The 21,411-nt window shown below is 66.2% G+C and carries 24 protein-coding genes; all 24 read right to left on the reverse strand.

What is annotated here, in order from left to right:
- Positions 1–2: 2 nt before the first annotated feature.
- A complete protein-coding gene (locus tag N5D30_RS07975; RefSeq protein ID WP_279908514.1) occupies positions 3–443 on the reverse strand; it encodes a hypothetical protein in 441 nt (146 codons plus the stop codon).
- Positions 443–3,784 carry a tape measure protein gene (locus N5D30_RS07980; RefSeq protein WP_279908515.1) on the reverse strand — a complete coding sequence of 1,114 codons (3,342 nt, stop codon included), beginning with the start codon at positions 3,782–3,784 and terminating at the stop codon, positions 443–445. The genes N5D30_RS07975 and N5D30_RS07980 overlap by 1 nt, the downstream gene beginning before the upstream one ends.
- 624 nt (positions 3,785–4,408) lie before the next feature.
- Positions 4,409–5,434 (reverse strand): hypothetical protein, encoded by a 1,026-nt coding sequence (locus tag N5D30_RS07985; protein ID WP_279908516.1) that lies wholly within the window; start codon positions 5,432–5,434, stop codon positions 4,409–4,411.
- Positions 5,435–5,459: 25 nt separating this feature from the next.
- Positions 5,460–5,903: a hypothetical protein gene (locus N5D30_RS07990; RefSeq protein ID WP_279908517.1), complete on the reverse strand. Its 444-nt coding sequence runs from the start codon at positions 5,901–5,903 to the stop codon at positions 5,460–5,462.
- Positions 5,900–6,214: a hypothetical protein gene (locus tag N5D30_RS07995; RefSeq protein WP_279908518.1), complete on the reverse strand. Its 315-nt coding sequence runs from the start codon at positions 6,212–6,214 to the stop codon at positions 5,900–5,902. The genes N5D30_RS07990 and N5D30_RS07995 overlap by 4 nt, the downstream gene beginning before the upstream one ends.
- Before the next feature lie 2 nt (positions 6,215–6,216).
- Positions 6,217–7,215: a major capsid protein gene (locus tag N5D30_RS08000; RefSeq protein ID WP_279908519.1), complete on the reverse strand. Its 999-nt coding sequence runs from the start codon at positions 7,213–7,215 to the stop codon at positions 6,217–6,219.
- A 68-nt stretch (positions 7,216–7,283) separates the two neighbouring features.
- Positions 7,284–7,919: a head decoration protein gene (locus N5D30_RS08005; RefSeq protein ID WP_279908520.1), complete on the reverse strand. Its 636-nt coding sequence runs from the start codon at positions 7,917–7,919 to the stop codon at positions 7,284–7,286.
- Entirely contained in the window at positions 7,916–9,109 is a 1,194-nt protein-coding gene (locus tag N5D30_RS08010; protein ID WP_279908521.1) for a head maturation protease, ClpP-related, read from the reverse strand. Before N5D30_RS08010 ends, N5D30_RS08005 begins: the two co-directional genes overlap by 4 nt.
- The gene (locus tag N5D30_RS08015) at positions 9,106–10,554 is read right to left on the reverse strand and encodes a phage portal protein (RefSeq protein ID WP_279908522.1); all 1,449 of its coding nucleotides are present in this window, start codon (positions 10,552–10,554) and stop codon (positions 9,106–9,108) included. Before N5D30_RS08015 ends, N5D30_RS08010 begins: the two co-directional genes overlap by 4 nt.
- Positions 10,554–10,772: a hypothetical protein gene (locus N5D30_RS08020; protein ID WP_279908523.1), complete on the reverse strand. Its 219-nt coding sequence runs from the start codon at positions 10,770–10,772 to the stop codon at positions 10,554–10,556. Before N5D30_RS08020 ends, N5D30_RS08015 begins: the two co-directional genes overlap by 1 nt.
- Positions 10,773–10,782: 10 nt before the next feature.
- Positions 10,783–12,750, reverse strand: coding sequence for a phage terminase large subunit family protein (locus N5D30_RS08025; protein ID WP_279908524.1), 1,968 nt, complete (start codon positions 12,748–12,750; stop codon positions 10,783–10,785).
- 3 nt (positions 12,751–12,753) lie between these two features.
- Complete coding sequence (locus N5D30_RS08030; protein WP_279908525.1) at positions 12,754–13,326, reverse strand: terminase small subunit; 573 nt, start codon at positions 13,324–13,326, stop codon at positions 12,754–12,756.
- 173 nt (positions 13,327–13,499) lie between these two features.
- Positions 13,500–14,267, reverse strand: coding sequence for a hypothetical protein (locus tag N5D30_RS08035; protein WP_279908527.1), 768 nt, complete (start codon positions 14,265–14,267; stop codon positions 13,500–13,502).
- The gene (locus N5D30_RS08040) at positions 14,264–14,584 is read right to left on the reverse strand and encodes a phage holin family protein (protein ID WP_279908528.1); all 321 of its coding nucleotides are present in this window, start codon (positions 14,582–14,584) and stop codon (positions 14,264–14,266) included. The genes N5D30_RS08035 and N5D30_RS08040 overlap by 4 nt, the downstream gene beginning before the upstream one ends.
- Positions 14,584–14,952, reverse strand: a complete 369-nt coding sequence (locus N5D30_RS08045; RefSeq protein ID WP_279908529.1) for a putative holin — start codon at positions 14,950–14,952, stop codon at positions 14,584–14,586. Before N5D30_RS08045 ends, N5D30_RS08040 begins: the two co-directional genes overlap by 1 nt.
- 180 nt (positions 14,953–15,132) lie before the next feature.
- Entirely contained in the window at positions 15,133–15,747 is a 615-nt protein-coding gene (locus N5D30_RS08050; RefSeq protein ID WP_279908530.1) for a hypothetical protein, read from the reverse strand.
- 342 nt (positions 15,748–16,089) lie between these two features.
- Positions 16,090–18,894, reverse strand: coding sequence for a bifunctional DNA primase/polymerase (locus N5D30_RS08055; protein ID WP_279908532.1), 2,805 nt, complete (start codon positions 18,892–18,894; stop codon positions 16,090–16,092).
- Positions 18,891–19,148 (reverse strand): hypothetical protein, encoded by a 258-nt coding sequence (locus N5D30_RS08060; protein WP_279908534.1) that lies wholly within the window; start codon positions 19,146–19,148, stop codon positions 18,891–18,893. The genes N5D30_RS08055 and N5D30_RS08060 overlap by 4 nt, the downstream gene beginning before the upstream one ends.
- On the reverse strand, positions 19,145–19,519 hold the full coding sequence (locus tag N5D30_RS08065) for a hypothetical protein (RefSeq protein WP_279908535.1): 375 nt from the start codon (positions 19,517–19,519) through the stop codon (positions 19,145–19,147). Before N5D30_RS08065 ends, N5D30_RS08060 begins: the two co-directional genes overlap by 4 nt.
- Before the next feature lie 3 nt (positions 19,520–19,522).
- The gene (locus N5D30_RS08070; protein WP_279908536.1) at positions 19,523–19,717 is read right to left on the reverse strand and encodes a hypothetical protein; all 195 of its coding nucleotides are present in this window, start codon (positions 19,715–19,717) and stop codon (positions 19,523–19,525) included.
- Positions 19,714–19,932: a TraR/DksA C4-type zinc finger protein gene (locus tag N5D30_RS08075; protein ID WP_279908537.1), complete on the reverse strand. Its 219-nt coding sequence runs from the start codon at positions 19,930–19,932 to the stop codon at positions 19,714–19,716. Before N5D30_RS08075 ends, N5D30_RS08070 begins: the two co-directional genes overlap by 4 nt.
- Positions 19,925–20,413, reverse strand: a complete 489-nt coding sequence (locus tag N5D30_RS08080; RefSeq protein WP_279908538.1) for a phage regulatory CII family protein — start codon at positions 20,411–20,413, stop codon at positions 19,925–19,927. Before N5D30_RS08080 ends, N5D30_RS08075 begins: the two co-directional genes overlap by 8 nt.
- A gap of 347 nt (positions 20,414–20,760) precedes the next feature.
- Positions 20,761–20,994, reverse strand: coding sequence for a hypothetical protein (locus tag N5D30_RS08085; protein ID WP_279908539.1), 234 nt, complete (start codon positions 20,992–20,994; stop codon positions 20,761–20,763).
- Complete coding sequence (locus N5D30_RS08090; RefSeq protein WP_279908540.1) at positions 20,981–21,277, reverse strand: hypothetical protein; 297 nt, start codon at positions 21,275–21,277, stop codon at positions 20,981–20,983. The genes N5D30_RS08085 and N5D30_RS08090 overlap by 14 nt, the downstream gene beginning before the upstream one ends.
- Between the last annotated feature and the right edge of the window lie 134 nt (positions 21,278–21,411).

A 21,411-nucleotide genomic window follows, 5' to 3' on the forward strand; every position in this document is an offset into this window, starting at 1 on the left:
GTTCAATCCTCAGGCGCCGGCGGCGCTGGTGGTGCAACGGTGATGAGGCGCAGGGTGAGCGTGAACAGGTCGTCAGGCTGGTACACCACGCCGCGGAACAGCGGCACGGCCTCAACCGGCGCGCCGGCCGTTCTGTTCCATGTGACGTGGTGCTGCTCGCCGGTCTGCAGGGTCAGCGGCATGACGATGCCGGGCTGATCCCGCAGTGCCTCCAGTTGCTGCACGGTGTCGAGCGTGAACCAGGCGCCGTCGTTGCTGGCCAGGGTGATTGGGCGCCCGTACAGCTTGACGCCCTCCTGAATGATCAGAGCCCCAGTGAGCGAGCGGTCCTGGTTCTGCTCCACCGGGTCCCAGGTGAATTGCTCGACCCACTCCATCTGGTCGCCGCACAGCGCCGGGTCGCCGGCAAGGTTGATGCCGGCGAGGGTCAGCGGATACATCATCACAGGCTCCTCCCTGCTGCATCCTCGAGGATGCCGAGCAGTGCGGTTTCGTCGGCGTCGCTCTGGACCGCTACCTCGACCGCGCGGCCGCGGGACTCGAGGCGCACGATCCGGTCCGGCTGTTGCCGGGGAGCCGGCCCGGAAGCGGCGGGTTGCTTGCTCGCCTCCATGCGCTTCTCCTGCTCCTCCCGCTGCCGCTGTTGAGCCGTTGCGGCCTCGACTTCGCGCAGCAAGCTGATGGCGCGCTTGGCGTTGGCGACGGCCTTTTCATCGCCGCCGGCCTGGGCCTCCACAAGCTGCGCCTGCATATCCCGCATGCGAGCTGCAAAGCGGCGCCGCTCGATGTCTTCGGTTCTCCCTTCCAGGCCGTCCAGCTCGTCCCGCAGCCCTTCCAGCGTGCTGCGGGTGGACTCGCCCATTTGCTGCATGCGCTGGTTCGCCGCCGCGATGGCCGACTCCAGGCTGCTCAGGTCGGCGTCATCGAGCAGCCCCATCGCCCGCCGCGCGCCCTGAGCCCGGCTTACGAATTGCTGCGCGCTGATCGCGCCGCGCTCGTAGTCGCCCATCAGCGATTGCAGCGAGTGCTTCTGCCCCAGGAACGCCTGCTGGGTCTGCAGGCTGGCGGCCTGGGTTTCCAGCATCCAGCGGCCCAGGGTGGACTGCATCGGCTGCCCCAGCGCGGCACGCACCTCGGCCAGTTGCTGAGTGACCTGCGCCAGGCTGCGGGCCGTGGCGTCTAAGCCGCTGGTGTCGATGCTCGGCGCCGCGGTGCTGATCCCACGCAGCGCATCGAACGCCTCCAGCGCAGCGCGGCTCAGGTTGCCCGCGCCCTCCCGGGCACGGCTCAGCACGCCGGTAAAGAACTCCCCCATGGCGCCCATGTCCCGCTTGGCGTCACTGCTTTCCTTGCGACGCCGCTGCATTGCCTCGTCGCCCGCCTGGCGCTCGGCTTCCATGCGCTTGCCGCTCTCGCGGCGCAGCTGCTCGCTGGTGACGATGGCCTCCTTGTCGGCCTCGTTCTTGGTCTTCTGAGCCTTGGCGCCGTCGGTGACCGCGCTCTTCAGTTCCTTCTGTCGGGCGTTCAGCTTCGCCAGCTCGGCGTTGTATTCCGACGAGCCGATCTTCCCATCGCTGTACAACTTGCGCAGCGCAGCCCGGATGTTGTTGATGTCAACATCCGTCTTGGCGCTGCTGATCGCGGCCTGCACCGAGGCGAGGTCGCCCAGCTTCTCCTCAAGGTCGGAAACCAGATTGGCCGCACCGGCTGCAGCACCGCCAAGCTCTTTCATGCGCGAGTTCAACACACCCGTAGCCTGGGCGTATTCTTCCTGGCTGAGCTTGCCGGACTGGTAGGCGGCGAGCAGCGCGGCGCGCAGCCCCTCCAACTGCTGAACAGTTTTGGCGGTGTTGATCAGATCAAGGGCGGACGCCATGCTGGCGATTGCCTGCTGCCCCTCGATTGTCGTGCGTAGGGTTTCGGCGCGTAGAGCCTCGCTCTTATCGAGGGCATCGTTGACGGCCTGGTCCCAGCTCGCAGCAGTGGCGGCAGCAGCATCCTCGGCGGCCTTGGCTTGCTGGTCTCCGCTATCCGCTACCTTCTCCCCCATGACATCCCAGGCATCGCCAATGTCAGCGACATCCTGCTTGGCCTGCTCGGAGAACGCGTCATAGAGCCCGGTCAGCACGGCCATGGCAGACTGAGATTTCTCCACAAGGCGCTGCCCGCCCATGCTGTCTGGCAGAACCCGACCCAGTTCCTCCGCGACAGAAACGATCTGCGCGGCACCAGCGATAAAGCTTGCAGCCACCTGGCTCAGACCGCCGGTGATGACGTTACCCATGGTGCGGAATGGAGCCCAAAAAGCCTCTAGCCGCAGCTTCGCGTCGTCCAGCTTCTGGCCAAAGCTATTCAGCCACTTGGCAGTGTCATCAGTTAGCTTCTCGAAATCGACCTTGAGCAGTTCGGCGGCAAATTCCTTGGCTTTCTCGCCGCCCTGCTTAAAGGCGTTGCTTAGGGCAGTGGCCAGCTTATCCAGCCGACCGTCTTTGTCCATTCGGTCGATATAGTCGGCCACGCCCTTGAGTTGCTGCTTGGCGTAGTCCAGCGCGCCGCTCTTCGCGATGCGGTTGAGGAAATCGCTCCAAGTATCGGACAGGGTGCTTACCAGACCGGTCAGCGTACCCATCCCCTCGGCTGCGGCGCCCTGGGCGCTCTGCCCCATCTCCTTGATCAGCGCCGCGATCACGTCACGGCCGAGGCGCCCCTTGGTGGCCAGCTCCTGCAGGGTGGCAGCGTTCTTGCCGGTGATCTTCTCCAGCATTGTCCACACAGGCACACCGCGCTCGACGAGCTGCAGGACCTCCTCGGTCTGCAGCTTCTGCTTGGCGTAGGCCTGGCCGAGCGCCGAAGCGATGCCCTGCAGGCGCTCCATGCCGCCGCCCAGCTGCTCGTTCTTGTCGACGACGGCCTGCAGGCTGCCGTCCATAGGGTCCAGCCCGTAGGACTTCAGCAAGGCGAATGCCTCGGACACTTCAGCCAGCTCAAGCGGTGTATCCCTGGCGAAGGTCTTGATCCAGGCGGTCGCGCGCTCGCCCTCGGCGACGCTACCCATCAGGGACGCCATCCGCTTGTCCAGCAGCTCGAACTGGTCGCCGGCGCCCAGCATCGAGTTGATGCCGTCCCGAACCAGATTCAGCCCTTTCTGAACGAGACCGAACGCGGCATTCAGCGAGACATAGGCGGCTGCATAGCCAAGGACCTGGCGAGCACCGCGCGCCATCCCTTCACGCACAGCTGCGAGGCGCGACGCGTGCTCGGCGGCGGCGCGGCTGGCGGCGGCAAGATCGCGCCGAGCCTCCTGCAATACCTGATTGTTGTCCCGCACCGCGGTGCGGGCACGATCCACCTCGGCAGCGAGCCGGCGCTGCTCATCGCTCAGGTTATGCACGTCGATGCCGGCGCCATGAGCGGCGCGCTCAGCCTCTGTAAGCTGAGCCTCCAGGGTATTGAGGGTGCGGCGCGCCCGGCTCGCCTCCCGCTCGGCATCCCTGAGAGACTGCTGCAGGCCGGCGGCGGCAGGGTTCGCGCTCAGCGCATCCCGCAGGTCGACAACCTGGCGCTCGGCCTGATCGAGGCTGCGCTGGGCCAAGCCCACGTCCCGACGTACACGCTCCAGCGCCAGCCCCAGCCCTTGGGCTGACTTGGCGCTGTCAAGGGCTTCACCCAGGCGGGTGGCCTCCTGACTCAGTTCCTCAACTGCATCAGTGGCCTTCTTCACCTCTGGCGACATCTCGTCGCGGCCGCGCAGGATGAACTGGATCAGACGATCCTTAATGGCCATGCACTTTTCTCCGGGCACAAAAAACCCGCCGAAGCGGGTTTGTAGATTTCGTGGGGTGCTAGCCGGGGCCTAGCTCCCGGCGGGCGCGCGGCGAATCTATGGGGATAAGCCCCGGCGTGTGACACTTGTGGCAAGCCTTTGTAGACGCGGAATGGCGCCAGATGCTGTAAATGATCCCAGGTACAAGGAAGCACAACCACAACACCAACTCGATCAAGATCGAACCAGGCACATGCCGAACTCCGTCTCCGGTCTGTCCGCAGGCCGGGCAGTAGAAGCCGCCTGTCGCTCGCGATGCGCGGCTAGCAGCCAAAGCCTCGCGCGCACCCGCAACGCCCCTCTTCAGCCTTTCCGTGGCCGGCGAAACGGCGGCCGCAGTTGATCGCACCACGCCATCAGCTTTCGCCACCGCACCAGTGACAGTGGCGGACTCCTTTCGCAGCTTCAGCGCAAGTGCCTTCTCGTAGAACACTCCACAGGCTGGGCATTTGGGCGGATCGCCGAACGAAGACAGCGGGGCCGCATGATCACAACGTGGGCATTGCATGGGGTTCCCTCCCGGGGGTTATTTCAGGAGGAATGTAGCCTATGGCCTTCCTTGGCGGCCATCCCTGGCCAGTACCGTTACGCCGCCTTGTCGGCCTCGCGGCGGGTGTAGAACTGCGACAGCGGGTCGCTCGGCGTGGAGACGCGGGTGTAGTCCTGCAGCAGCTCGAAGGTCACGTTGTGGGCGACGTAATCGGCACCGCTCAGGCTGATCTCTGCGACATCGTCGAAGCGAACACGGTGCAGGGTGTAGTCGTACACCTGGCCGTCCTGGGCGTCGTTGAGGCCCGCGAAGTGCAGGCTCTGCTCGGTCGGCGCCGCCAGCAGAATCTCGGAGACGGTGGCCTTGACTCGCCCGTAGCTCGCAACAATGCCGCGCTCGCCAATGCTCGAGCCTTTCGGGAGCTGAATACCATAGGGGGTGATGATGTAGTCCACGCCCGCCTCGGCGGGCGCGCCCGCGCCCACGGTGATGGTGAATGCATCATCGGCCACGAAGGCCGAACTACCCGCGGTAACGGTGAACGAGAGGCCGGCGGCGCTGAACAGGGCGCCGACGGTGCCGGAACCAAGGTTGGCCGAGGCGGGACCGGTGACAGTGAATGCAGTGGCGCTAGTGAACTCCAGTTCGTAGGCGCCGGATGCCGCACCGTTGACGACAACAGTACCCACCGTGCCGTCGCCGGCGTTGCCAGAGGCGGCGGTGGCGGTGGCTGTCGCCGGTGGAACCAGTACCGTGACGGGCTCCTTGGTGTCCACCAGGTTGTTGAACACGATCAGTTCGTTATCCAGGCCGCCGGTAGGGTGGGCTTCGCCGGTTACCGCCCCGGCCGGGACGCCGACGTTCACCGCCCGCACGGTGAGCGCGAGCTGCGCCGGACCGCTGTCGTACAGGGTGAAGCTGCCGGTGATGCCGGTGATCTGAGATTTGGCGTTGTTGTTGCCGATGCCGGTGCGAAAGTTGCGCAGGGACTTTTTCTCGGAGGCGTGCTGAATCTTCAACTCGGTGGAGTTGCCGATCTCAACATGGCCGCGCTGCGACTGCCAGGGCTTGGAACTGGTCACGCCGAAGCCGATCAGGGAGCGATCAGGTGCGTGGATCATGAGGTTCTCCTAGATAGAAATCCGCTCAGGCGAGCGGCTGGGTGTAGGTGACTTGAAGGGGCATGACGTAGGCGGCCCATCGGCCGCCCGGGGTGGGGTATGTGGGGGTCTGCTGCAGGAAGCTGACGGCACTGATTCCGCCAACCTGCAGCCCGGCTTTCGGGCCGGCCGTAGCCGCCTTCACGGCAACTCGCATTGCGCGCAGCCCAGGGGCATACAGCCGCTTTCGGCTGACCAGCACTATGTTGAACACCGCCTGCTCCGGCAGGCTGTTGAGCATGCGCGGGTGGCCATTCAGCACTTCGTCCGTGGGGCCGGGCTGGAGGACGATGAATTCCTCCGGGAGGTCTTCATCCTCTGCGTCGAAGATGGCCCGCACGTCGCCTTCCTCTACTGAAGCAATCGGCGACAGAATGCTCTGCAGCGCGACGATGATTTCGCTCTGTATGTCTCGAACGGCCATGGTCATGGCACCACGTAGAAGGTGATCAGGTCGCCGTCGTCATCGGCAATGCCGTCGATGTGCCAGCGCTTGGCGTCCATGAGGAACGATCCCTTGAGGTCGAGCGGTTGCAATAGGCGCTTCTGCACACAGTGCGTCCGCATCCTGTCTACGCCGCCGCTCAGATCGTCCACCCGCTCAACGGCGAGTTCGACGATGACCGGCACCTCGTCGCGCAGCACCGCTCCCGTGCGGGATAGGTACTGCGCTACACCATCGCTCAGGCTGTCCATGACCATGTCATCCATGTCGTCGACAAGGTCGCTGAAGCCGCCCATGGTCAGATGGTCAGCTCGATGACAGACAGCGGGCGAGTGCACAGGTGCAGTGGGTTGGACTGCGCCTCGCCTTCCACGCCCTTGTCGAAGCGCATGCGCTCCAGCTTGGAGTAGTACGGCAGGCCCTCGGTGTTGGCGGTTTCCATGTAGTCCGCCGGGGCGAACGCGGTGATGAACAGCTCCGGGACGCCCTCCGGCACTACGTAGGCGCTGGTGTCGTTCACGAACGGCTTGTCGCCGTGCTTGCCGCGATAGCGCTCCCAGTAGATACCGCCGAACTCGAAGCCCTGGCGCCGGTCACCGCGCAGGAACGCGGCAGCCTCCCAGTTCTTGTAGGTGTCGCGCACCGAGGCCTGGGATATGAATTTTTCCCAGTACACCTTTCCGCAGTAGGCGTGCGCACCAGTGCTGGTGACAGAGCCGAGGGCGTCTTCCTGGCGGTCGAGCACCTCAATGCACTTCACGCTCACATCGGTATCGGGGTTATTCAGCTCCATGCTGAATGCCTTCGGGCGCTTGATATCGAAGCGCTGGAAGATATCGATCAGCACGCTCTCGCCGTCGGCGTCGAGCACCAAGCCCTTGATCGCGCCGATGCGCTGGAACTCGTGGGTCAGATCGATCTGCCGGCGGCATTTCTCCAGGCGGCGCGCCACCACGGATTGAGCGCTCTGCAGTTCGGTGCGGGAACCCACTGCGCGGATGTTCTGGATTTCGTCGGCCAGAATCTGGAACACCTGCGGCAGGTGCACGGTGTTGAACGGGATCAGCGAACGCTTATCGGCGATCACGATCTGGCCAGGGGCGCCGCGCGGCTTGGCCTCGACCAGCTGCAGGGTCATGCCGTCCTTTTCGATCTGCACGACGGTGCTGCTGACGCCGCGCTCCTCGAACAGGTTGGCCGCGGCGATCTGGCCGGGCACGACGTGGTCTTCGTTGATGACGCCGAGTAGGGCGTCGACAGTGAACGCCTCGTCCTCGAAGATGGTGATTTCAGCCATTTTGAGACTCCTGAAATGCGAAGCCCCGCAAGGGCGGGGCTTCTGAGATAGGGGGGAAGTGGTGGAGGTCAGGGGCGGACGATGATGCCCTTCGCCAACAGGTCGGCCTGGCCGTTGGCGTCCAAGCCAGTCAGCAGGCGCTCGATGACCTCGGCGTCACGCATCACGCCGGTGGCGCGCACGTCGGTCTCGGTGGCATCCACCGGCGCATAGAGAATGCCGCTGGCGGCGCGGCGGCCGTCGTCGGTGCCGTCGTCGTCATAGGCGGTGTACTCGCCCAGGCTGGCCTTCACGTTGAGGGTGAAGCTGTCGTCGACGGCGAAGTCGGTAGCGCCATCGCTGAGCGTGAAGGTCAGGCCGCCGCCGCTGAACGGCTGGCCGACCTGGCCCTCGCCCAACGGGTAGCCGGTGGGGTCGAGCAGTTCGAACTTGCCGCCGTTGGCTGCCGCCTCGGTGATGGTCAGGATGTAGTTGCCGCTGATGGCCGCGCTGGTGACGGTCACCGAGCCGATGGTGCCATTGCCGGTGTTGCCGGCGGCGGCGGTCGGGGTGAGCGCGTTGGCAGCGGTGATGAGAGCGATCAGGGTGCCGGCGGCGAGCCGGCCGGAGCCGGCGCTGATGACGACGTCCTCACGACTGCGGGAGCCGTTGGCTTCCGAGTAGAGGAACTCGCCGGCGTGGACGCCTTCGGTCTTGATGGTCATGCGTGGGTTCCTCCTTTCGAGGCTTGGTTACGGCGCTTCGAGTACACGTCACTCGGCACCGGCGGTTGGTAAACGGTGTTCTGCGGCAGGTCGTCGACCGGCGGACGGTTGTCGATCTCGACCTTGCCGCTGCTGGCCGCCAGCTTGTCCCACAGCTGCAGGCGAGCTGCGTCGGCAGTCACGCCGGCCTCGATCAGGCCAGGTGCCTCGCTGGGCAGCTTGGCCAGTACACAGGCGGCATGGATGGCCTTCGCTCGGGTGAGTTCGGCCTGCACTGCCTCGGCGCTCTTGAGGCCGCTGGCCTTGATGAGCGCCGGCAGGCATGCCGACAAGCCGGCAGCAGCGCAGTCGGTAGCGAGCTGCGCGGCCAGGGCGGCGGCCTCGGGAGCCAGCGGGACCGGCTCAGGTGCAGGCGGCTCCGGTTCCGGCTCGGGGTCGGCGGTGGCGAGCAGCTGGCGAGCGGCCTCCGGCACATTGCGATAACGGTTGAGGATCTTGCCCAGGGCGGCGTTGCTGGCGAGGGGCTGGCCAGCGCCCAGGACCTCGTCGACAAAGCCGTGGGCCTTCGCTTCGGCCGGCGTGAGCCAGGTTTCTTCGTCAATCATCCGGCTCAGCTCGGCCTCGTCGATGTTCAGGGCGCGGTGCTGGTAGCTGGCAATGATTCCCTCTCGGGCCTTGTCCATCATGTCGGCCATCTTGCGCAGTTCTTCGCTGCCGCCTGCCATCCACGTCCAGGGGTTGTGGATCATCATCAGGGCGTTGTCGGCCATCTCGACGCGGTGAGCCCCGCAGGCCGCCACGCTGCCGGCGCTGAAACAAGCGCCGTCGATGCGCGCCGTGCAGCGTTCGCCGAGCGCGCGCAGGGTGTTGTGGATGGCGATGCCGTCGAAGAGGTCGCCGCCGATGGTGTCGAAACGAACGAGCACCTTCGATACGCCGTCATCCTGGGCCTGCAGGTCGCGGATGAAGTCCCCCGAGGTGACACCCCAGAAGCCGATCTCGCCGTAGATGAAGACCTCGATGGTCTTGGACTCGCCTTCGCCCAGGTCACGAATGCTGTACCAGTGCTCGGCCTGCAGGTCGGGGGTGCCGCCAGCCTTGTTGAAGATGCGGGGCTCGGCGGTGAACGCGCAGGCCGGGGCCGCCAGGGCGATGGACAGCGCCAGCGCCAGGTGCTTGTGCTTGATCATTGTTCGTCCTCTTTGCCGCCTGTGCCGAGGGCGGTGTCGGTGGTGTAGTTGAGCCCGAGCCGCTCGGCCCGGGCGTTGTCGTCGGCGTTCTCTTGATCGATCTGCTCGGCGTCGTAGCCGCTGCGCAGCACGTGCTCGCTGCGGCTGGCCAGCCCGCCGCCGATCTCCAGCAACTTGCCCTGCACGTCCTGCACGGGGTGGATGTAGGCCCAGCCCTGGGGCACCCAGCGCGTGCGCAGGTATTCGCGGCGCTTCTCGGTGTAGTCCGGGAGGCCGATGGCGCCGGACAGCACAGCCGCGTCCAGCCAGGCCGCGCGCACCGGCCGGCACAGCTGGAACACGTACACAGCAAACTGCAGTTGCTCGATGCGGCGGCGGAACTCGTTCAGCATCACGCGCAGCACACGGTCGCTGATGTCGCCCATGTCGCCGGTAAGCAGTTCAGGCGGCAGCCCAACACCGGCAGCAATCGCCTGCAGCTGCTGCCGCATGAAGTCGACATAGGTGTTGCCGGCGTCTGGTGGGTCGGAGAACTCGATCTCCTCCCCCTCCATCAGCTCCTGCAGGGTGCCCGGCTCCATGGCCGCCATCGGGGTGCCGTCGCGGTCAAGCTCGACAGGGCGCCCGGTGAGTGGGTCGATCTCCGGCGGTCCCTCGGCACGCGGCTTCTTGATGAAGCCGGCAAACAGGTTGCTGACCTCTTGCCGGAACAGCACTGCGTCGTCATAGCTGTCCAGCGATTTCAGGCGCAGCAGCACCGGCGCCAACCGGGGAATGCCGCGCAGCTGGCCGCCTTCCAGCGGCTCGAAGATGTGCAGCACCTGTTCGGCGGGGATGCGGTGCAGTTCGTTGTAGGTGGCGCCTGCGGCGCGCGAGTCTCCGGGGTGGCTCTTGTACATCCAGTACGCCACCCGCTTGCCCACTGGGTCGAACTCGATACCGGCCCGCACGACATTGCCGCGGCGGGTGGTGAAGTTGCGGTCAAGCGGGACGAACTCCGGGGCCAGAATCTGCAGCTGCAAGGGCACCGACAGGCCGTCTTCACGGCGGCGCTGGCGGAGCCGCACGAAGCACTCGCCGCTCTCCTCCACCATGCGAGCGATGACCGCCTGCTGGCCGTAGAAGTCGGTGAGCCCGTCAGCGTCCGACTCGTCGACCCAGTCCTCCCACAGCAGGTTGAGGGCCGTGCGCAGGGCGGGGTCGCTGATGCGGGCGCGAGGGGTAATGCCGGTGCCGATCAGGCTGCTGACGCGGCGGTCGATGGCAGAGAACGCATACGGATCGTTCCGCACCGCCGCCCGCGCGCGGCGGCGCAGGGTCGGCAAGGCCGGTATCGCGACGGCATTCAGCGCGGCCTCGGGGGCATCCCAGCCCTGTGCCCGCCTACCCTGGCCTGCGCCCTCGTAGCTATTGCGGAGGTAGCGGGAATTGCGAGTGCGCTTCATCACACCCCCTTCCCGCGACTGCAGAGACGCACCTGGCGGGGACGCCCTGCTCGGGCCTCCTGCTCGGCCTGGGTGGCGTACTGCTCCTCCAGCATCCGCAGGCTGGCCAGTTGGGCGCGGTCGATCTGACGGTCGGCCTTCCGCACGCTCTGGCCCTTTTTCAGGATGTCGCTGATCGCCGCCCGGACTTCGTCCAGTCGTTGTTGTGCGGTGGCCATGTGAACCTCTCTAGCGGCGGCGACTCAGGTAGCCGCTGTGCGATGTGCGCCGCGCCGATGCAGCAGGCAGCGCAGGGCGGGCCGGCGCTTGGTGGGCGGGCGTGGATTGTTGCGGGGCGGGTTCTGCGGGCTTCGGCTCGCTGAACAGGCTGCCTTGGCAAACCTGGCCGCGCAGCGCGGCCCACTCGCTCTCCCGGTATCGGTGCAGGCCGAGGAATTGCGCGGCGGCCAGGTTGTACACCAGCAGGTCGAGCACCTCGTTGCGCTCGGCCTTGCCCTTGACCCACTCGACCCGCTTGTATCCCTTGACGTAGCGGGTGAGCTTCCGCTCGACAACCGCCTGTTCGTAGAAGTCGTCGGGCAGGTCGTGCGAGAAGTGCAGTGCGCCCGGGCCGTCCTTGAAGGGGTAGCGGTTGTAGATCCAGTCCTTCGCCGTGTCGGTGCCGATCATCCACAGCTCGGCGCCGGCCTTCTCGGTCTTGCCATTGCGGGTCACGTCGACTTTCGAGGGGCGCTGGGCCAGTACCGGGCGGCCTGGCTTACTCGCCCCCTTCACGGCGATGACGTTGCGCCAACGACGCAGGCGGGTGAACTGGTAGACCTCGTCGGTGTGGTGACCGCCAGAGTCGACGCTCGCGGCGCAGATCGCCAGTTCAACGCCGGAGGCGTGGCGATATCGGGCCTTGAGGCGTTCGTCCAGCAATGCCCAGGTGCGCTCGTCGGACGGATCGCCCGGCACCACCTGATAGTCCACCACCCAGCGCTCCAGGCCCTCTCCCCAGCCGATCACCAGCAGCTCCAGGCGGTTGTGCTGCACGTCCACCGCCGCGGTGAGGATGAGCGCGCCGGCCGGCACCGTGCCGAGGTGATACGGCTCTGCACGCTCCTTCAGTTCGCCGGCCTTGGTTTGCTCTTGAGCGGCGTCCCACACCAGGGCCAGGCGGGTGTTGTAGAACACCTGCATCGGCTCGGCATCGCCGCGGTCAAGAGCGAGCTTCGCCTTGTCGTACTGCTTGGCGAGGCTGTGCCAGCTCAGCCAGCCGATGGGCGAATACAGGGCGCTGAGGTGGAAGCCCACCGTTTCGCCGTCGCCCTCGGCGGTCGCGCGCCACTCGCCGGCCAGCAGCATCTCCGTCTTGTGGTGCTCCTCGATGAGCGCACCGCATTCCGAGTTGCTGCAGAGGTAGTCGACGCGACTGTAGTCCGCGCTGTACTGGAGGTTCGCCCACTCCAGCACTTGGTATTCGCCACAGTGTGGGCACGGAACGAAGTAGCGGCGCTGGTCGCTGATGTCGTACAGGTCGGCGATCCGCGACACGCCCTTGAGGGTCGGCGAGCTGGAGAAGTAGAACTTCGCCTTACGGCCGAACGTCGAGCCGCGAGCCTCGGCCAGTTCGATGGGGTCGCCTTCGCTGTCAACGTCGACATCCCAACGGTCGATCTCGTCGCCGTAGATGTAGCGCGCTGCCAACTCGGCCAAGTTCGAGGCCGAGCCGGCGGTCGTGCAATACAGGGTGCCCCCCTCGAACTCCTTGGTATCCAGGGTGTTGCGGGCGTCACGCGAGCGGGGCTTGGCGACCCTGTTCGCCAGCACCGGCACGGCCTTGATGGTCTTGTCGATCCGGCTCGACACCCTGCGCGCCAGCTTCTCGCTGGGCAGCAGGGCCAGGATGTTGGCCGGCGCCATGTGGATGGTGCCGCCGATCCAGTTCAGGCCGATCTGAGTCTTCATCAGCTGCGAGGCGACCATGGTCACCACGCGCTTGCAGGGATGCAGGGGCGACAGGCAGCGCATCGGCTCGCGCGCAAACGGCGTGCGGTCGGTGTGGTACTTGCCGGGCTCTGCGGCGCCGGTGTCCTTCGGGATGCGCTGGTACTCGTCGGCCCACTCGTCGATCCACAGTTCAGGGTCGGGGGTCAGGCCTCGCAGGTATGCCGCTCGGTACGTTGCGGCACCGTCGGCATACGGATGTTCCATGGGCTACTCCGGCCCTGGCGCTGGGCCTCCAAGTTCGGTATCGAGGTCGATCAGGCCGGCGGCGTCATCGAGGACGCGGCGCAGGGCGTCGGTCAGCCGACGCTCCATTTCCCAGGCGTCGGTGATTGCGATCAGCTCGCCGGCGAGCTGCGCGGGAAGGCCGAGCAGCAGGTCCCGCAGGGTGCGCGCCGCGGCGAAGGCGGCGCCGTCGACGGCGGCACGCTCGACGAGCGCCCCGCGCCCCTTGAGGAACTCGTCCTCGGCCAGCAGGGCGAGGTAGTGTTCCCGGTGGGCGCGTGCCTTCTGGTAGCCGTCACCAGCGGAGCGCGGCGGCGAGGCCGGGGCGGCGGGTGTCACCAGGGCGTGCACGCCTTTCTCGGCGCGGTCGCGCTGGTGGCGGTCGGCGACACCGGCCTTGCTTGGGTCGGCCGAGGCCGCCAGCAGGTCCAGGGTGGCTTCCACGTCGACCTTTCCGTCGGCGGTCAGCACCAGGCGCTCCTGCTTTCCCAGCTTCGACACGTAGGCGCGAGACCAGCCGCGGCTGTCCGCGAACTCGGACTTGCTCAGGACCGTCATCAATCCACCCCTGTTAACCACTTAACCGACAGCGGGTTAACCGATTAACCGCCTGTTAACTAACTTCCAAGCCCTCCCACTACTGCGAGAGCGGGGCTCGAATTACCCTTATCGCGGGCGCCACCCCAGGGGCCCCGGGGTGGCTCGGGCCTCGGCAGTCCGCCAGCCCATGCCTAGCTCCGCCGCCTGCCGGCCCGAGGGCGCAGGCGCCCGGACAGCGCGTCCGCGATGGCCTTGTCGATGTTTGCCTCAAGTTGCTGGTCGTTCTCGGCGACTCGACGCACCACGTCATGAAACCTGTAGCGCTCCCGGTACTGCGGCTGGCGGACGAAAGCGAGCACCATCACCACACTCTTGCCGCGGCGCTCTGCAATGCCGATGGGCGTGCTTCCCCGCTTCATCACGAAGAAGGCTTTCGCGTGCCCCTTGCGCACTGAGCGCTCACTGTTGGTCGCGTTATGGTCCGAGCCAGCGCGGTGCATCACCTTGAGGCCGGACAGTATCTGCATCATGTGCCCGCGCTGGAGATTCCCATAGGCATCGAGCCGCGCTCCGGCAGCCGGCACAACAAAACGGCCCGGGGGGAGAATGTCCGCTTCGCGCAGGTACTTCTCCGAGCGCCGGGTGATCCGCTCGCCGCCATCGACCTGCGGTAGCAGGTAGTCCTCGGCGCTGAAAGGATTCTTGCCCCCCGATTCGTCCTTGACCCACAGCGCCGCCTCCAGCCGTTGCGGCGTAGCGTGCAAGATGCGGGTGGACTTCAACGTCCAGGGAGTGGGCCTGTCGAACACTTCGCTCATCGCAGCCGACAGCGCCAAGTTGCCCTGGTTCGCCGTGTGGTTCAGCGCGTCTGCCAGGGCCAGCTCTGCCAGGCCAGAACCCAGCACCTGCAATCCCCCCAGCGCATCGTCGAGGTCTCGGGCGTCAATCGATCCTCTCACCGGCGAGCCCGCCGCCGTTCGGCGCCAGACCAGGCCGGGGCCTCGGGGCGCAGCACCCCGGCCAGGTTGCCGGCCGTGCGCATCACAGATACGGCGAACACCGCCAGCAGCACCACCAGGGGCCAGGCCTGGGCGGGCAACACCAAGTCGCCCTTGAGGATGTGAATCATCGTGACCCCGGCGCTGAACATCACCGCCACGGCCAGGCAGGAAATGCCCCGGCGGAAGCGAGCGCCGCCACGCTGGAATGTGAACAGGCGGACGAACACCACCACGCACAACCAGAACGTCACCTGCGTCAGGACATAGCTCAGCATCACTGCCCCCTCGGGCGTTCCAGCGCGGCTGGATCGCCAAACCGTTTGATCAGTCCGAGGGAAACCGTCACCACCAGCAGCGCCGCCGCGAACCCGGCCGGGGCCGGATAGGCGAAGGGCCGCATGCCCCACACCTCGAAGTCCACGATGGCGGGCGAGAACAGGTAGCCCATGACGAACGAGACCAAGAAGAACAGCAGCCGCTGCAGCACGCGCAGCTCCCGGGTCGTCGTGAAGTAGATCAGCGACCCGAGCAACGCGCCGGTCAGGGCCTCGCCATTGATGCCAGCGATGAAGCCGGCCAGGCCCAGGCCGGCAGCGCCGGCTACCGCCATCGCTCCCGCGCTCGTAGAGACCGGCTCGCCCATTACTACCTCCGATGCGGCCAGCGGCCAGAAAAGACAAAGCCCTGCAGAGCAGGGCTTCGTGGTGGACGGCCAAGTCCGTCCGGGGTGCACAGCACAAGTGCGCGGTGGCTTGCTTCACTGCGGGCGCAGCTTTCAAGCCTTGGCGCCTTTGTACCGACGACATGCAACGCCAGCAACGCCCTACTCCGGCGTGGTCGCCAAATGCGCGCATTTGGTATGCAGATGGTCGGCATTTGGTTTTTCGTCCCGACGAACGGTAACGCCTGCGGCGGCAGCCTGGCGCTTCCCGGCAGCCTTCTCGACGCGGCCCGCCACCCGCCGCACCCGCCTTCCCTCCCGCTCGGCCTCCTTCCGCCGCGCGGCGGCGGCCAGGGCGCCGGGCGTGGCAGCATCGGCGCGCGCCAAGCTCTCGGCCACCACCGGCAGCGCAGAGGCCACCTCGGCGTGCAGCTCATTCACCCGGCTGCGGTAGGTGCGCACCGCAATGCCCAGGCTCCGCGCCTGCTCATCCACCCGCAGGCAGGGTGATTGGCAGTAGCGCGCCACCGCCAGCTGATACAGCACCCGCCCCCTGGAGCCCGACTCGGCCAGGTCATTGAGCACCCGGTCGACTGCTTGCGCCGAGCGGCTCATCGCCACCCAGCACTCCACGCCCGACAAGCACCGCGGGCCTGGCCCGGCTGACGGAGCATCATCGTCCACCCGCCCCAACGGCGAAGGCATGCTCACCTCCAGGCGCGGACTGATCCGCTCCTGTCCCCACCCCTTCAGCAACACCTCAATCCGCTCAATCATGGCTGTACTCCCCACCGCAGACCCAAACCCTACACAGAACACCCCAACCCAACACACACCCAACACACAAAAAAACCTTTGAAAACAAAGCATTAATGCTATCTGTGCAAGGTGTGTAGGGTTTGTAAGGCTTTTCGTTCCTCGCGTAGTGAAAAAACATCGCCATCAGGCCGTCGAGTGGAGTTGGTGAAAATATTCCCGCGCACGCGCACCCGCGCGCGAAAACCTTACACACCCAACACACCACCCGCGCGCGCCACGAACCACGCGGCTTGCAACTGTGTAGGGTTCGAGGATCACCCCTACACACAGCCGACACACCCAACACACATGCAGGCGCACTCATGGCGTGGCCCCCTTCACATGGTCCCAGCCGTCCACGTTCCAGCCGGCGAGGCGAGCGCGTGTTCGCCATTCCTCGACGTGCTTGCCGAGATCGGCCGCCTTGGTGGATGGTGGCAGGAAGGACTGGTCATCCTTGGGGAAGAGCCACGCGCTGAATCGCCGGGTCGTTCGCTCCGTCCAGGGGATCGCCCGCGTCTTCTCCACCCCCATCGTCTCGATGAACAGACTGAACTTCGTCTGGCTCATCGAGTGCTCCTTGTTCCGGTGGCACCACTCCAGAAACAGCGCGTACAGGTCCGACGACAGGCACCCACCCCACAACCCGTCGCCGAGCTGGGCGGTGCGCCACAAGTGGATGAACGTCTGCCAGGGTGCCCTGCTGAGCGCCACCAGCCGCTCCCTGGCGGGCGTGCTGGGCGGCTTGGTCTGCTGGTCGAAGTCGCCCAGGTCCTGGGCGAGCAGCCAGGCGTACAGCGCCTCGACGCCGCCATGCTCCAGCTCATGCTTGATCGCCTTCTGGCGCTCCGGCGGCAGCTTCTCCTCCGGCCACATCACCAGAAAGCGCCGGTCGCTGTCGCTGATCGGCCACGGCACGATCTCATTCGAGAGGAACACCGCATTCATGTGGCTGGCTTCCTCCCAGCCGTTCACGAACTTGCTCTCGATGCGCACCGTCTGGCCGGTGATCAACTGCTTGATCTTGCCGACCTGGTTGTACTTCTGATCGCGCGACACCACCTCCTCGAACACGGCCCACAGCTTGCCGCTCTGCCAGGCGTTGAAGCTGCCCTCCAGCTGGGTCTGCCCCACCGTCGCGCTGTACTGGCCATACAGCCGGCCAAGGGCAACGGAGAACAGCAGGCTCTTGCCCGAGCCCTCCTGCGTCGAGTGCATCAGCACCGCCGTGTCCATCTTCGCCCCGGAGTGCTGCAGCGGGTACGCCAGCCAGCGGATCAGCCAGGTGGCGGCGGCCGTATCGTGGTTGCACAGAAACTCGATCAACCAGCGCAGATTCTCGCAGGCGGCGTCATCCCGTTTCGGCAGCAGCGGCAGGCCCTCGTAGGTGTTGATGTACACCTCCGGGTCGAGCGTCGACGTGGGGTCGAACACGATGTGATTCATGTCCACCACCCGCCGATCCGGGCTGTTCAGCCAGAGGCTGTACGCATCGCCCAGGGCCATCTTCACCGCGCCCTCGGGGATGCGCCGCTTCTTCGCGTAGTCCCAGGCGTCCTTCGTGCCGTCGATGTACACATAGCGGATCATCATCGGCATCGCGGCATCCCCCACCGCCTTGCCGGCCATCAGCTGGGCGCGTTCGATATCGCGCACCCATTCCTCGCTCACCCGCTTCTTGCGCTTCGGATCGATGACGGCCGACCACGCCTTGAACGACTCCTTGCCCACGTGCGCCACGAAGGCGCTCTGCTTCATCTTCTTCGCCTGGTCGTAGTCCCACACGTGAGTGGTTCCCTCGACCAGCGCATAGCGCCGCAGCAAGCTGTTCAGGCTAGGCCCACCCCCCGCTCCCCCGCTTTCGGTGGTGCCGGGCTTTGCCGCGGAATCGCCGTCAGATGGGGGGGCCGGGGGAAGATCGCCATCGCCATCGCCAGCTGCCTCAGCGCCATCGCTCATCAAGGCATCGAACTGCTCCAAGGCCTCCCGAACACTGGACCCGCCAACGGGCGGCGGCTCCGGGGGCCGTGGGCCGGAGCGCTTGTGCTCCAGCCCCATCGCCCTGGCCGCCGCCTTGATGGCCGCAGATGTGTCGCCGTTGTGCTCGAGGATGCAGAACACATCGAACGGATCGTTCATGTGCCCGTTGGCCAGCGGGTCCGAGCCGTGGTGCGAAAAGACCCGGGACGGCTCCCCCGGCTGCTCCACCACAGACACACCCGGCAGGCCGGTCGAACTCTGCGGCGCCAACCACTTCCTCCCGCGCTTGATGTAGCCGTGGCGCTGCAGCAGCGCCTCCACATCGTGCCCACGGTTGAAGGCGTCGATCACCGAGGGCTGGTCGCCAGCCTCCTTGCGGGGCGGCGCCTTCTTCGCCTTCGCCGGGGGCTTGGCGGCACTCGGCGCCCAGGCACAGGCCGCCAGCGCATCGCGCTTGAAAATGTCCCAGTTGGTCCAGATGTTCACCAGGTCCCGCGGCAACTCCAGCAGCCCCTCGGCCGGAGGCGGGTTGCGCCAGATGTACGGCTTGCCGGTGTCCGGGTGGATCGACGGCGGCAACACATCCTGCACCGTCCCGGCCCGCAGCTCGAACACCGTCACCGGCGAGAACTCCCTCTGCTGAGCCTGCATGGCCTCGATCTGCTGCTGGTCCTTCTCCTCGCGCGCCTGCTTCAGCGCCTTGGTCGCCAGTCGGTGCTTGCTCCCGTCCGGGTCGTTCGGATTGGGCCAGCTCAACGAATGGCGGCTCAACTCCAGCCCGTCCGGCACACGGAACAACACGCGGAAACGCTCGGGGTTGCCCACCACCGTCGGGTAGGCCACCGCGAGCGCATCCAGATCGACGCCCAACAGGTCCATCAGCACCTGGCGGGTGTACTCCACATGATCAACGTCCAGCGAGCACACCCGGCTCGGGCCGTGAACCACCCCCATGTTGTGCTTCGGGTGCTTCGTCCAGAACGCTTCGGCCGCGTCCGGGTCCGTCAAGTAGCCCCCCGGCTTGTTCCAACCATTGCCCTTCGGGGCCTTCTGCCCAGGCTCGATGGCCACCAGGGCGAGACCGAACACTTCGATATAGCGCCGCGCCCAGGCGGCCATGTTGGCGGGTACTGCTGCCTTCGTCATTCAGCAGCCCCCGACTTCTCTGCGACTGCCTTGCACTTATTGCCGCTGCCCGGTCGCATTTCCTCCCACCAGCCATGCGCACGGAAGCCTCTAGCCTCCCAGGACCAGCTATTGCAGTGGTGGTCTTCTTGCCGGCCGCAACTTTGGCAGGTTCGGGTGTATGGGGTCCGGTAGACCCAGCGATGCCCGCGATGGTCTGCCGTGGCCCAATGCAGCGCGAACAGGATCAGCAAGATGATGCAGAACACGGTCATGTCCGCTCTCCTTCACCCTGCTTCTTCGCCCGGAGGGCTTTCGCCACCACCACGTTGATGGCCTCGGCCGGCGTGGCGCCCTCGGCAGTGCAGATCGGCACCTCCTGATCGCCGTACAGCTCCGCGTGCCATTGCCCTTCGTACTCGGGCGAGAGGGCTATCCGATGCTCAGCGAGCTTCAGAATCAGCGCGTCTTGCGGGGCGTCCATGTCCTGAGAGGAGCGATGGATGGGGCAAGGCCACCGCAGCGAGCCATCGCCAGACGGGCAAGAGCAGCGCTCAGCGCTATCCGGCCCGGCTGGCACCATCGGGCAATCGGCCGTCGAGTGGTCGGTGCGGCCGGGGCAGTTCACGCATTCATGAGTCGCCATGCCCTACCTCCCCTGCCGCAGATCAGCAAGCGCCCGCGTCAGGTCCATGCTCGCGCGGCGAGCCGCGCCGGACTCGACGGGGTGACGCAGGGGCACGCCCACATCGCGGTCGCGCTTGCGCGCGGCTCGCAGGCGCTTGGCCTGCACGATGAAGCGCGCCGCCTCGGTGATGGCGCGGTCCAGAGTCTGGTCATTCATGCCCTGGCCCTCCGCTCGAGGAGCGCCTGGCATTCAACGCAGGTCTGGCAGCCCGGAATGGCCTCGCGGCGGGCCAGCGGAATGGCGGTATCGCATTCCTCGCAGTACAGCGCGCTGGTGGCGGGTGCCGCCAGTGCGGCGCGCTGGTGGCGCGCCAGGGCATCCTCCAGCAGTTGGTCGGTGCGCTCGGTGGCCAGGTCGCAGAAGTCAGCCATGGTTGCCGCCCTCCATTGCCAGGCGGGCGCCGGCCACGATGCCGAGCAGTTGCCGCATCAGCTCGGTGGCGTGGCGCTCCAGTTCCTCGACTTCATGCCGCTCCCAGCGGCCATCGGCCGCGCCTTCGGCGACGCTGGAGACGAAGCCCGCCTCCTGCTGCAGGTAGCGGCCGAGCGCCAACAGCGCGTCGCGGCTGGCCTCGACCGGCTGCGCCTGGTAGCTGGTAACGCCGTAGACCTCCTCGAACCAGCGCTGCACGTGTGGGCCGCGCACCAGTTCGATCACCCGCGCCGCGTCGTCGGCGTGCAGGTGGTGGTCGGGGTAGGCGCCGGAGAGGCGTTTCTGGAACGGGCCGTAGGGCTCGTCGAGGAGGGCGCAGACGGCCTTGTGGCCGCCGCGGTATTCGCGGCAATCGGCGTCGATAGCCGCCTCCAGGGGCTGGCTCGGCCCCTGGTCCAACGGTGAGTGTGCTGTGCTCATTGGTAGTAAAACCCGATCACTACCATAGGCGGCAGCCGGGCAATGCCCGTACTATTCGCCTACAGCAGCCGCCCCGCCCCTTTGTACTTGCTGTGCCTCGGGGCATCGCGGTTGTTGAGGAGCCGACTGGTAATCGGCTCCGACCCCGCAGGGGGCCAGGGTTCTTCTGGTAAGTGGGTCCCTGGCCCCCTGCACCTACCTGCCGCCGAGGCGACAGGCAAAATTCCGACTATTCCGTCCGGCACCGTTCTGCTGGTAAGGCTCCCGGTGCCGGCCGCCCCGCCTGTTTATCCATTGCTGTGCCTGGCGGGGCTGGATTGAAAGTTAAGGCGTAGTGCAGGCCGAGTTCACGGAGCAGACTCACCGAACCCGCGCAGCAGCCGACGTGGCGGCGCACAACCTCGAATGAGGCAGCCCGCCACGGCCATGGCCGTGCCGACATCGCGCGGGGCATGGCTCTCGAACACCTGCCCGTCCAGCATGACAGTGATCGCGACCTTCTCGCCCTCGACCCACCGCATGGATACCTCCAGGCCGGGGGCGATGCCGAAATCGTCGGCGTAGATATCAACCTTGCTCACGGAGCCTCCCGACTTCCTCGATGGCCTCTGTGACCTGCCTCTCGAGGTGTGCCAATGCCAACTGAACCAGACTTTTCCGCAGCGCTTCGTGGGCTTGAACAAGCATCTGCTGCATTGGTGCCAGTACGGCCAACTGATCAGCCGTCGAGCTACCAATTGAAATATGCGACAGCTCTGAAGCGACTTGCGGGTCTACAACTGCAAGTCCTACAGCTTCAGCAGAAATACAAGCCGACACCTCCAAGGTGATGCCGGCCTGCTCGATGCGCTGGGTGATGATCATGCGACCTCCGATGGAGGCGGGAACAAGCCAGGCAGATCAGGGCGCAGTTCGTGCGCCCCCACGGCACCGCTACATGCCTTAACGATCGCAGGCACCTTTTCCGGGGGCACGCCACGCCGGCGCCAGTTGAAGAT

The sequence above is a fragment of the Pseudomonas sp. GD03875 genome (assembly GCF_029840585.1).
Classification (GTDB): domain Bacteria; phylum Pseudomonadota; class Gammaproteobacteria; order Pseudomonadales; family Pseudomonadaceae; genus Aquipseudomonas; species Aquipseudomonas paralcaligenes.